Raw genomic sequence first — 11,563 nt, forward strand, 5'->3', positions numbered from 1 at the left:
CAAAAGATCCACAAGCAGCGACCGATCTTACAAGAGACGCTCGCTACCGCTACACAACCGAGGTGTGAGTCTTAACTGAAGACGAATGCACGACCAGGATCGACGGCGAGGTCTACCACCAACTGACCGTCGCCTACGAGGACCTCGCGCTCGATACGGGGCTCGAGCCGGGGACGTTTACGTACGAACCGCCGACGGACGCGACGGTCATCACGGAGGGTGTTGGCCCCGATGGGGTCTTCGAATCGCGGTCGGCCGCCGAGGAGTTCGCGCCGTACGACCTCCCGGAGCCGACCCTTCCGGACGCGTACGTGCTCGATCGGATAACCGTGGTCGAGATGGCCGAGCAGTTCGGAACGACCACGACGCTGTGGTACAACGATCCGAACGTCGTCGCGCGCGAACTCTACGTTGCGGTCAAAGAGGTACAACGGATCGATACGGCCGTATTGGAGCCGATCGAGTTCGACGGCCACACCGCCTATCGCCGCGACGGCGGGAAACGGAGCATCTTCTGGCAGTGTGACGGACTCAACTACGAGGTCACGTGTCTGACCGACGATACACCCCTGCTCGAGATCGCCGCGTCGATCGGGTGTCGATAACCGGTTCGCGACGGGCGGGAGCCGCGAACGGCGAGCGAGTCGGCCGAGGAGGGGCCGGTCGTCCTGATGGGGACTCGTGGGATCGGTATCGGTAAGGCGAGGCCACCCCACAGAGCGATCATGAACGTCACGATCACGCCCTCGAACGTCGAAGGGACGGTCCGTGCACCGCCCTCGAAGAGTTACACACACCGGGCGATCCTCGCGGCGGGCTACGCCGACGAGGCGACCGTCCGCGACGCGCTCTGGAGCGCGGATACGCGGGCGACCGCCCGCGCAGTCACCCTGTTCGGCGGCGAGGTAACCCGGACCGAAGACGGCGTCCTCGAGATCGACGGCTTCGACGGCCGCCCCGACGTGCCGGCGGCCGTCATCGATTGCGCGAACAGCGGCACGACGATGCGACTCGTCACGGCCGCGGCCGCGCTCGCGGACGGGACCACGGTGCTGACCGGCGACGAATCGCTGTGCTCGCGCCCGCAGGGGCCGCTGCTCGAGGCGCTTGCCGATCTCGGGGCCGAGGCGGACAGTACCCGCGGGAACGGGCAGGCACCGCTGGTCGTCACCGGCCCGTTGTCGGGCGGCGACGTCTCGATTCCGGGCGATGTCTCCTCCCAATACATCACCGCCCTGCTGCTGGCCGGTGCGGTCACCGAGGACGGGATCACGATCGATCTCGAGACCGAACTCAAGTCCGCGCCGTACGTCGATATCACGCTCGAGGCACTCGCCGACTTCGGCGTCGACGCTCGCCACACCGACGCCGGCTTCGAAGTCGACGGTGGGCAGTCGTACGCGCCCGTGGGCGGCGAGTATGCGGTTCCCGGGGATTTCTCGTCGATCTCCTACCCACTCGCTGCGGGGGCGATCGCCGGCGACGACGGCGCGACCGTCCGCATCGAGGGCGCACATCCCAGTGCGCAGGGCGACAGCGCCATCGTCGAGCTCGTCGAGCGGATGGGTGCCGACGTCGACTGGGATCGGGACGCGGGAACGATCGACGTCTCGGCGGCCCCGCTTTCCGGAATCGAGGTCGATGTCGAGGACACACCCGATCTGCTCCCGACGATCGCGACGCTGGGCGCGGTCGCGGACGGCGACACCCACATCACGAACGCCGAGCACGTCCGGTACAAGGAGACCGACCGCGTGAGCGCGATGGCCGCGGAGTTAGGGAAGTTGGGCGTCGAGACGACCGAAGAACCGGATTCGCTGACGATCCACGGCACGGAGTCGACGCTCGAGGGGGCGACCGTTCGCGGCCGAGCGGACCACCGAATCATCATGGCGCTCGCACTCGCCGGCCTCGTCGCCGACGGCGAGACCGTCATCGAGGGGGCCGACCACGTCGCCGTCTCGTACCCCGGCTTCTTCAGCATGCTCGAGGAGTTAGGCGTTACCCTCGAGACCGACGCCGACAAATAGTCGACGGGGCCGCCTGTCACGTTCCGGGGTCGTGTTCAGAGACGCCGCTTCCATGCGAAGGCGATCCATCTCACCCACTCATCGACAGGTTCTGCCTTGGCGTTGCGCAAACAGTTCGAGAAATCGAGTCGGCATCTGATTGAGGAACCACTACGAAGAGAGACGGATATATCCGTGTCCTTAGCGTTCCGTAGTGTCCACGAACCTGTCCTCGAGGACAGCGGTAAGTACAGAGGAGGGCGTTACCGGAGCCAATAGTCCCCTATATAATATCTGTTAGAGACGATCTACTGAAGACAGAGGTTTTGTTCCCCACGATTCTCCCTTACCTCGTTAATGGATTTGAATGTTTGATGGAAATATGAACGAAGCAATAATATGGTCTCGATGAAAAATAACGCATCAGACTATACATAGCCACTTATGATTCGTCTCCGGCACGAAATCAACGCTGCAACTGTATTAAAGAGACTGGTAACAGTCGCTCGTCCGGTTTCATTCGCTCTCTCGATCGGAGTTGTTGGAATATATGCGGTGGTGATTCCTGATCTGTTATTATTACTCGGGCTATTTTTGAGAAGATTTGTATTCCCTTCTAACTCAGTCCAATTGCCTCTCTACTGGTTGTGGATTCTTTGGCTCAACGCATCACTTGTAAATGCATTCGTTCTGGCGATCGGGATCCGAGTTCTAGAAAAAACGAAGCAGGTATTGGAATTGATATGGGAACAGTTCGTTCCTCCGTATTATGTGGATGAGATGTCAACAGGAATCCAATTAATACTCTTCGAAAAGGTCAAACAAAGTGAGTACCGTTCCTGGAAGCTCGTCAAGATATTCACAGCCGCAGGTGTTTTATTCTCGCTATTACTTTCAACCACCTTTTATCGGTTTATATATCTACAAAATCGATGGTTCATACCCTATCTCGGTAATGTCCCGATCGACCTTCTTTTTAATACTGCGGCGATCATATTCCAAGCTCCAGTGTCGGAATTAGGCCAGCCATTTGTCCCTAAAGAAATCCCTCCTGGTGAACAGCTTCTTTATATAATTTTCAACTTCACTACAGTATTATTGTTCACTCTTGGCGTTATTAACCTCCTGAGATTTATATCAGAGCGTGTTTTGAATATTATATATAGTTTGTTTTCCAGCATTTTGGATGCGGATCAAGGGCTAGACACGATTGTCTGGCCAATTTGGGTCACTTTCGCACATAATTTGCTTTTTTACGTAGCTCTCTACAATGATTGGGCTGCGATCTGAACGGTCTTAATCGGCATGCTCCAAAATAAACCAATACGGCTTGAGAGAATCTGCACCTTCTATTCAGCACGACTCCAGCAACATCTCCGGCGGGTGGTAGAAGTGTCAGCGTTAATTCCACATCTCGACTCACCGTGAGTACTGTGTCCGCGAACTTGCATGAGAGTCGGACAGAATCTGCCTGGTCTCCCCCGCGAGCCCCACCAAAAAATTCGATTCCCGGCGGGTTTTGTTCGGAATGCAGGCAACCCGGACGCCATGAATCTGTAACAGCACGAGACCCGCGGCGACATGCAGGTCCGTCTCAGCCAGAACGAAGTCGCACAGTTGCTCGAGGCTTCGACCCCACAAGAGTCCGTCTGAAACGCGTCCATTCGCTCGAGTGCAACGAGGAAATCGCGCTCGAGGCAACTCGACTACAAGACGACCTCTTCTCCGATGGCGACGGATGGCCGTTCGCGATTTGATGAGCGCGGCGACCGCTCGCTTGACCGGTGATCAGTTCGTCGTTGCGGATTCGGCCTTTCAGACGGAGGCCCTCGAGGACAGTGGTAAGTACAGGGTACTCAGATGCCCGTTCTTCCGTTTCGGTGGAGGATGAGAGAATAGTAAAAATTACACATAACTATACTAATATAAAATTATTAAATATGGATTGTTTTGTCATTTGGTGTTTTCTATCTGGAATATTTGTAACGAATATGCTTGCATTCATGATTGTATCGATAGTAGCACCTCCTGACCCGTTCACGCAAATTTTCTACTATTTACCATTAGCACCCGTTATGATGGTTATTTCGTATCTCCTTGTCTATAGAGGAGGGTTCAATTACATCGGTCGCGTTTAGTTTGTAGCATTGTGACAGACGATGAAGGACCGAAGTCATGATTCTGCTGTTGACGGTTTTGCGTGACTAAAGCAGTTTGAGAACGAAGGGGTGTGACGCTTTATCACTCGGAAGACATGTTCAGCAGCGTTTCGATTTCCATGTTTTTCGTATCGGAATCGGAGTCCGAATCGGCGGAGTGCAGTTTGGAGATGTTTTGCTCCATCGACGAGAAACACGGCGTCGTCGAGAGTATGTTTCTCGGAGAGTTCCTTCAGGAACCGTTCCGTCAACACGGTCGTAGTCGTCGAATACAGCCGGATATGGAGAATCTTGTTCGTCTCTGGGTCAACAGCAGTGTACAGCCAATAGCGATGTTCGGCAAGTTGGATCACCGTCTCATCGAGCGCGATGTGATTCGGATTCTCGTCAACAGCTGGCTGTAGATCGCTCTTGTGAACCCAATCGTGAACGGCCTTTTGACTGCATTCGACACCGAACTTCTCCAACTCCCCGAACGGTATTCGAAAGCGATAGTCCCGCAAGGTGAAATCGAATACCAAGTTCCATCAACTGGCGTGGTGTCCGCTCTCGCTCCACAAAACTCAAATCAACCCAGTCGCGACACCCGCTGAGGCGGTCGGTTTTGGCATGGTCATCATAAAATCGCACCGCCTCACTTTTCACGCTTAACGAAACAGCGCCCTACGAGGAGAGGCAGACGTTTAGCCTCTCGCGGTGTCCGCGAAGCCAGCAGGGTTGAACAGGCAGTCTGGAGTCAATAGTAAGTATCGGTGGAGAATCCGCTGAGTATCTACCGACCAAAACTAGCTGCAATTTTATACTATCGGCCGAGACAGGTCAAACTAGAAAGCGTCGCCAGGATGAAGTTGCCAAAAACATAGACACAGGTTGATAAAGGGACATATTTATAATAATTAATGAAAATATGTGAATGGTTGGGATATGATTCGAATTATCCCAGGACTCTGTTGTGCTTCTACCCTTCCTGAAGGATTTCGGCGCCAGACGGTGTGTCTAGTTCGACTTGCAGCCCAGCATCTGCATCCCACCACTCGTCGCCAGCCGGTCGCTCTCCGTCTTCAGTGTCGAACTGAATCTCGTCGTAGTACGGGGATACGCCTTTGACAGTACCTTCAACGGTGGTTTCGCCGTTGTTCCTAGTGACATCATCGTTGCCGAGATAATGATCCTCAACGTCATTTAACGTTGCATCTTCATCAGGAACAGTCACTTCGTAGGCGAGAGTACCGTCGTCGGATTCCGTTTCGAATCGGATCGCGAAGGCCTTCGTGCCGGCTGGTTTGACGGGTTCCTCGTCCTCGGAAGATTTGTCTGCTGCTACTGCTCCGGAGATGCCCGCTAATCCCACTGCAGCGGCACTGATGTTACGAACGACACTACGTCGGGTTGTATTATTTCTTCCCATTCCACCTGAATACATCACACGTCAGTTATTAAATCTTATGTCTAGGCAATATTAACTAATCATATTGGGAATGCGTTCCAAAAACCGTCTACGTCAACTGCCCTCCCTATACGTGATCCGTGATGTCGTCGTCCAACGGGAAAGAAAACTGTCTAACTAATTGGGTATGCGAGTCGGAGTAACTCGCTGATAGTATCGGTGGATCACGGTCCCTCGAGCCATGTTCCCTCCCTTTAACTGCCCCCGACGAGTTACTCGAGACGATCGACGAAATTATCAGGCTCCTCGAGAGTGAAGAGTGTATTTCGTTCGTGGTAGATCTTATCGGGAAGCCTCTCGTCAGTCCGTGGCGGGTTGTCTGTCCCCATGCTCAGATGGGTCTCTCGAGCGAGTGATAGCGGTCGGGAATATCAGAGTCTCGTACTAGTGCGACCAATGTTTAAACAGACTCAGGATCGGTTGAAAATGTAGCCATGCCGATCCATCAGTTGGTACAAGTTAGGGGGTGTCGTACTTCCGAAGAACGAACTTCAGACGTTTGGAATGGGAACGCGAAAGATCAACCAGTACGGGTGACGCAGACGGACGCGGGAACATGGGAGGTATTTGTGATATATCCGAATGATAATCCAAGTCCGGAGGTATAATATTATTTATTAATAACAGTATTATACCTCATTGTAGAACTATGTCAGAGAATAATCCGGATGATTTATCTCTTACAATCGTGGAATTCATAGAGCACTATTTGCCGGAAGCGGCATTGATACTCGGCGTTATTGGGCAGGCTTTGGTGGATTCTATGGATCAATTCTAGCGGGAGGAATGCTCGAATACCGATATACTAAAACACGATGACAGTGTCCGAGAACCCAGTCTTCGCGGACAATTAACCAAGTGTGGCGACAGCAGGACGTGAACGTCGTCACGCTTCGCGGGCAACTCGCAACGCTGCGCGTCTTCCTCGAGTTCTGTGCGTCCATCGATGCCGTCGAACCGGGAATGCGCGAGCGGGTGAAACTGTCGGATGTCGATCGCGGTGACGAAGCTCGCGACGAAATGGTCGATACCGAGCGTGCCCGGAAGATCATCGGCTATCTCGAGCGGTACAAGCGCGCGAGCCGCGAGCACGTCATCATGGCGATCCTCTGGCACACGGGGATTCGTCTTGGGAGCCTTCGCGCAGTCGACCTCGAGGACTACGAGCCCGACGAGCAGTGCTTCTGGTTACGGCACCGTCCCGATACGGGCACGCCGCTCAAGAACCAGGGGCCAGCCGAGCGGGCGATCGCGCTCGACGACTACTACTGCGATGTCCTCGACGAGTACATCCGCTTCCACCGCCACGATGTCGTAGACGAACACGGCCGCGAGCCGCTCGTCACGAGCGACCAGGGCCGACTGAGTTCCGGACAGATTCGCTCGGAGGTATACCGGCTTACCCAACCCTGCATGGTCGGGGAGTGTCCTCACGACCGCGATCCGAATGACTGCGAAGCCATGGAGTACGGACACTACTACGACTGCCCGAGCAGCCTCTCGCCGCACACGATCCGGCGCGGCGCGATCACCTACCAGCTCCGCGAGGACATTCCCGAGAAGATCGTCAGCGATCGGTGTGACGTGTCTTCGGAAGTCCTCGATCGCCACTACGACCGCCGTACAGACCGTGAGAAGATGGAACAGCGACGCGACTTCATCGAAGACCTATAGCAGGAACATGACTCTCACACAAGCAGCTGTTAGCACCGTCGTATCGATAGCCGTCAGAATACCCTTAGGGAACGGAATTCGGCAAGTAGAAGGCCTGGAACACCAAATTTCGAGTGGACTCGCAGTCAGGGCATGCAGCACGCCCGTGTAGGGCGGTCGTGTAGCCGCACGACTTACACGCTGCCCAGTAGATGTAGATGAGTCCGTTCTGTTCAGTACCGGCCGTGGACTGATCACCCATCGACCTCACCCCCGTCGGTCGCGACCTGCTGACACGCGGCTTTCACGTTCTCCGGGAGATCCTCGAAAGCAGGCTGGAACCGAGCCGGATCCTCGAGAGGATCCGGAATCTCGAGGTCGAGACCAGCAGCGCTGCCTTCGGAAAGCCGCTCGTAGGTGTCACACTTAGGGCAGCGGTGAGCGCGGTCACCCTCATCACCGAACCCACGACGAAACTGCGGCGTGACGTGTGAGCTACAACAAAGGCACTGATCCTGGTCGGTTCTGACATCGAGTCGCATCATGGCCGGCACACCCCCTCCTCGAGCGCGGGACAATCTTGCTCAGGCTCTCTGATGGAAAGCCCACAGAAAGCACAGATAGGCCGGTACTCGGAACTTCTCCCGAGACTCATGCGGCCCACCTCCCTCTATTGACCGCCGGACAGCGGCGGGGTCCGAACGGATCCGTGGTGAACTCTGTTGAAAATGGATGGCTCGAAAAACGCGATTCTACAGATATCTGGACGGACAGCGTTGTTACTCGAGTTTTAGGAACCCTCGAGACAACAGTTAATTTCGAGTGGACTCGCCGGGATTTGAACCCGGGGCCTCTCCCATGCCAAGGGAGTGATCTACCCCTGATCTACGAGCCCTCGTACGCATCCCACAGTTCCCGTCGGGAATAGATAAACCCCTCGAATTCCTCGAGACCCCGGTACGGACCCACATTCGAACCGGTGAACCCTCGGACTGGCCTCGAGCGGACCCGTTCGGAAACGCGGGAGTCGATCTTTCCAGTAGCTATAGGTCACAGTACGGACATTATCCGGATAGAAGCTACGTTTCCGAAACCACCGCGGGGGGCATGCGTTGAAATGTCCCGAGTGTTGGAGCACCTGAGACGTGGCTCCCAAACCTACCACGGCTTTGCAAGCCATGTTCCAGTTCATTCTACCGAGACATAAACGTCTCGCACGACAGCAGTATCGCCAGTATCGTCCGCGCTCGAGCCAGCGACCGCTCCCCGACGGGGTGTCACGATGACCGACGCCGAGTCGGACGGGCACTCGAGCTTTCCGCCGTGTCCCCACTGTGACAGTCAGGTGATCACGGTCACGACTCGAGGCCCGATGACGCACGTCGCCGGGCCGTGTGGCTGTCGACTCACGCCCCACGAAGCGCGGCAGCTGTGACCGACGGCGCGTGACGGGCAGCACGGAGCGTTCCGAAGTAACGGGAAAGCGAGGCGGAGACTTTCGTGATGGGCATCGTGACCGAGCCCGGAATCGGGGCGGTTTTGCGAACGCTTTTTGCGCGTCCCCCGAGGAAAGCCGACGATGGCCGGCGATCAGGACCGAGAGTCGAACCGAGACGAAGTCGCCCGACGCGAGGACGTACGCGACACCTACGACCGGATCGCGACTCACTTCGCGTCCACGCGGGAGTACGCCTGGCCCGAGGTCGAAGCCTTCGTCGACGCCCACGCGCGCGACGGCGTTGGTCTCGATCTCGGCTGTGGCAACTGCCGCCATGCCGAACTGCTGGCCGCCGACTGCGAGTCGGTCGTCGGCCTCGACGTCAGCCGCGGTCTGCTCGAGACGGGCCGGGACCGTGCCTGCGAGCGCGCGTTCGCGGTCGAGTTGGTTCAGAGCGATGCGGCAACGCTGCCGCTGGCCGAGAACAGCGTCGACATCGCAGTCTACGTCGCGACGCTGCATCACCTGCCGACGCGGGCGGCCCGGCGGGACAGCCTCGACGAACTCGCACGGGTGCTCTCCCCCGACGGACGTGCGCTCGTCAGCGCGTGGTCGACCGCCCATGACCGGTTCGACGCGACCGAGGGGTTCGACACGACGGTCGAGTGGACCCTCCCCGGCGGCGAACCGGTCGACCGGTTCTATCACATCTACGCTCCCGACGAGTTCGAAGTCGATCTCGCCGACAGCGACCTCGCGGTCCGAGCGTCGGAGGTTTCGAGTGGCAACTGTTACGCGACGGTCGCGGGCGCGGAGCCGACCGGGTAGTCAGGTTCGAGTCTGGGCCCCGGGTGACTCGAGACCCAGTCGCCGAGCACCGTTCGCGAACCGAGCGGAGCGACGACCGGCATGTCGAATCCCCCCGGTGGTGATCGTGCCGCGTCCTGTGTCTAGTCACCATCGGAAATTTGAATTGCTATTTGTAGCCCGCTGACGCCGCTGTTTTTCGGCCGAGTACCAGTCAGTGAGAACGGAATAAAATGGCGTAAAACGTCCGGAACGGACGTTAATCGTCTGAAGAACGTCCAGCTTTTATGCAGGTCTCGCCACCAGCCTCGGATGCGCTATGACGGACTTCACCCGACGTTCGGCGCTGAAGGTCGCAGGCGCATCGCTTGCCGCAGCTACTATCCCCGCGACGGTTTCCGCTGCCGAGTCCGACTGGACGGTCGTCGAGACCCCGGTCGACACTACGCTTTACGATGTCTCGGACACGGCCACGAACCCCCACGCGGTCGCGGGCGCTGGATTGGTCATCGAACGCACCGCCAACGGCTGGGAGGTCGTCGTGCAGGGTGGTCCCTCCGGCAACGGGAACGACCTCTACGGGACCGACACCACTGACGACGGTGAGCGACTCTGGATCGTCGGTGCAAGCGGCGCGGTCGGCGAGTACGACGTTACCACCGGCAACCTGATCGACCGCTCGGCACCCAACGACTTCACCGCGAACTTCAACGACATTTCCGTTACCGGACCCGCGGGCGAAGCGGACGTGTACGTGGCCGACGACTCCGGCGCGATTCACTACAGCTTCGACAACGGCAAAGAGGGCACCTGGAACTACGAGGTCCCCGGCAGCGGCTCCGGGCTGAAGGCCATCGAATTCTACGACACGCGCTCGGGTCATGTTATCGATACGAACGGTAAGGTCTTCGCCACCGACGACGGCGTTACCTGGGACCCGATCGGCATCGAAGACGCCGGCGTCACCTACTACGGCCTCGATAGCGACGCAAAAGACGACGTCCGCGTTAGCGGCGGCAACGCGTCCGTCTTCACCTATGACGGGAGTCAGTGGGTCCCCGAGAGCCTCGGCGACGCCACCCTCTTCGACATCGAAACCGAGGGCGGCACCGGCTACGCCGTCGGCAGCGGCGGTGCGATCTTCGAACTCGAGGGCGGCACGTGGACCCGGACCAAGACCCCGGTCGGCGAGAACCTGAAGGCGATCGCCACTGGCACCGTCGATATCGCCGTCGGCTCCGCCGGCACGCTCCTCGAGCGGTAACGCCCCACCGTCGCCGGCGCAGCGAGCGCTCGCTCGAGGCGGAGCGATCGAGACTGGCAGGCCCGCTATTTTTCGGCGCGGCAACGGGCCCGAGACGAAATCGCTAGCCGATGGTCGATCGGAAAAGGAAGAGCCTTAAAGGAGGAACGGAAAAACGGAGATGCGCGCGGATGGTCTAGTGGTAGGACCTGAGCCTTCCAAGCTCATGGCCCGGGTTCAAATCCCGGTCCGCGCATTGCTGTCGCGAGCAAATTCGTGAGCGACGGCAATCGGAAGAGGGATTCGAATTAGAGAGGTCACAGCGCGTGAGCAGCGAGCGTGACCGTCTTCGCGTAGTTCAAATCCCGTCCACGCAGTCCTTCGACGAACGAAATCGCGAGCCTCGACCGTCTGGCGGGGATTCGAAGCGCGGCCCACACAGCACATGCTCACCCGCTGACGCGGAAACAAACGCCGCCAAGAGTGGTTGCGATCGCAACGTGCGACGGTCTTTCGATCGTAGTAGGGTCGCGTAGTAGTTCAAAACGGGGTTTCGGCCGTTCTGTCGTGGAGGTCGACGGTCGCCGCGAAGACGGCCCCGAGGACGGTGCCGAACAGGAGGTGGCCGAACAGACTGCCCGTGACAGTCGACGTGAGGGCGTTGGCCCCGCCGCTGCCGCCGACCGTGTCCATCCAGACGGGAAGCACGAGCAGCGGGAGGACCGCCCAGACGACGAGCCCGAAGACGAACCCGGCAGCGATCGTTCGAAAGATGATGCCTGTCTCTTATACACATCTCTGAGCGGG

General features: G+C 57.9%; 8 protein-coding genes, 2 tRNA genes and 3 pseudogenes. 8 read left to right on the forward strand and 5 right to left on the reverse strand.

The window, feature by feature from the left end; genetic code table 11:
• Nucleotides 1–89: 89 nt before the first annotated feature.
• The 4 genes and pseudogenes from C486_RS21195 to C486_RS22960 form a co-directional block, all read left to right on the forward strand.
• Nucleotides 90–605: pseudogene (locus C486_RS21195) on the forward strand (DUF2092 domain-containing protein); the annotation flags it as partial.
• Nucleotides 606–725: 120 nt separating this feature from the next.
• Nucleotides 726–2,030, forward strand: a complete 1,305-nt coding sequence (aroA, locus tag C486_RS18195; protein ID WP_008458809.1) for a 3-phosphoshikimate 1-carboxyvinyltransferase — start codon at nt 726–728, stop codon at nt 2,028–2,030.
• 423 nt (nt 2,031–2,453) lie between these two features.
• Entirely contained in the window at nt 2,454–3,299 is an 846-nt protein-coding gene (locus tag C486_RS18200) for a hypothetical protein (protein WP_152419206.1), read from the forward strand.
• A 650-nt stretch (nt 3,300–3,949) separates the two neighbouring features.
• On the forward strand, nt 3,950–4,147 hold the full coding sequence (locus C486_RS22960; RefSeq protein ID WP_083866062.1) for a DUF7534 family protein: 198 nt from the start codon (nt 3,950–3,952) through the stop codon (nt 4,145–4,147).
• A 35-nt stretch (nt 4,148–4,182) separates the two neighbouring features.
• Here the strand turns inward: C486_RS22960 and C486_RS20660 are convergent.
• Both C486_RS20660 and C486_RS18210 read right to left on the reverse strand, forming a co-directional pair.
• A pseudogene (locus C486_RS20660) lies at nt 4,183–4,798 on the reverse strand (IS6 family transposase).
• 328 nt (nt 4,799–5,126) lie between these two features.
• Complete coding sequence (locus C486_RS18210; RefSeq protein ID WP_241432544.1) at nt 5,127–5,576, reverse strand: hypothetical protein; 450 nt, start codon at nt 5,574–5,576, stop codon at nt 5,127–5,129.
• Nucleotides 5,577–6,470: 894 nt separating this feature from the next.
• Here C486_RS18210 and C486_RS18215 point away from each other — a divergent pair.
• Nucleotides 6,471–7,289 (forward strand): annotated as a pseudogene (locus tag C486_RS18215) (site-specific integrase); the annotation flags it as partial.
• Between the two features lie 233 nt (nt 7,290–7,522).
• Here C486_RS18215 and C486_RS18220 read toward each other — a convergent pair.
• Together C486_RS18220 and C486_RS18225 are read right to left on the reverse strand one after the other, a co-directional pair.
• Nucleotides 7,523–7,813 carry a DUF7563 family protein gene (locus C486_RS18220; protein ID WP_008458819.1) on the reverse strand — a complete coding sequence of 97 codons (291 nt, stop codon included), beginning with the start codon at nt 7,811–7,813 and terminating at the stop codon, nt 7,523–7,525.
• A gap of 278 nt (nt 7,814–8,091) precedes the next feature.
• Nucleotides 8,092–8,163 (reverse strand) — tRNA-Ala (locus C486_RS18225).
• Between the two features lie 684 nt (nt 8,164–8,847).
• Between C486_RS18225 and C486_RS18230 the strand changes: the two genes are divergently transcribed.
• The 3 genes from C486_RS18230 to C486_RS18240 all read left to right on the forward strand — a co-directional run bounded on the left by C486_RS18230 (nt 8,848) and on the right by C486_RS18240 (nt 11,012).
• Nucleotides 8,848–9,534 (forward strand): class I SAM-dependent methyltransferase, encoded by a 687-nt coding sequence (locus C486_RS18230; RefSeq protein WP_008458823.1) that lies wholly within the window; start codon nt 8,848–8,850, stop codon nt 9,532–9,534.
• Nucleotides 9,535–9,832: 298 nt separating this feature from the next.
• Complete coding sequence (locus C486_RS18235) at nt 9,833–10,777, forward strand: hypothetical protein (RefSeq protein ID WP_008458827.1); 945 nt, start codon at nt 9,833–9,835, stop codon at nt 10,775–10,777.
• A 164-nt stretch (nt 10,778–10,941) separates the two neighbouring features.
• Nucleotides 10,942–11,012, forward strand: a tRNA-Gly gene (locus C486_RS18240).
• A gap of 284 nt (nt 11,013–11,296) precedes the next feature.
• Here the strand turns inward: C486_RS18240 and C486_RS22530 are convergent.
• Nucleotides 11,297–11,449 carry a hypothetical protein gene (locus C486_RS22530; RefSeq protein WP_008458828.1) on the reverse strand — a complete coding sequence of 51 codons (153 nt, stop codon included), beginning with the start codon at nt 11,447–11,449 and terminating at the stop codon, nt 11,297–11,299.
• Between the last annotated feature and the right edge of the window lie 114 nt (nt 11,450–11,563).

It is taken from the genome of Natrinema gari JCM 14663 (genome assembly GCF_000337175.1).
GTDB lineage: Archaea > Halobacteriota > Halobacteria > Halobacteriales > Natrialbaceae > Natrinema > Natrinema gari.

Coding starts and splice junctions, on each gene's coding strand:
- aroA (WP_008458809.1), top strand. CDS start 726: ATGAACGTCACGATCACGCCCTCGAACGTCGAAGGGACGGTCCGTGCA.
- C486_RS18200 (WP_152419206.1), top strand. CDS start 2,454: ATGATTCGTCTCCGGCACGAAATCAACGCTGCAACTGTATTAAAGAGA.
- C486_RS22960 (WP_083866062.1), top strand. CDS start 3,950: ATGGATTGTTTTGTCATTTGGTGTTTTCTATCTGGAATATTTGTAACG.
- C486_RS18210 (WP_241432544.1), bottom strand. CDS start 5,576: ATGGGAAGAAATAATACAACCCGACGTAGTGTCGTTCGTAACATCAGT.
- C486_RS18220 (WP_008458819.1), bottom strand. CDS start 7,813: ATGATGCGACTCGATGTCAGAACCGACCAGGATCAGTGCCTTTGTTGT.
- C486_RS18230 (WP_008458823.1), top strand. CDS start 8,848: ATGGCCGGCGATCAGGACCGAGAGTCGAACCGAGACGAAGTCGCCCGA.
- C486_RS18235 (WP_008458827.1), top strand. CDS start 9,833: ATGACGGACTTCACCCGACGTTCGGCGCTGAAGGTCGCAGGCGCATCG.
- C486_RS22530 (WP_008458828.1), bottom strand. CDS start 11,449: ATGGACACGGTCGGCGGCAGCGGCGGGGCCAACGCCCTCACGTCGACT.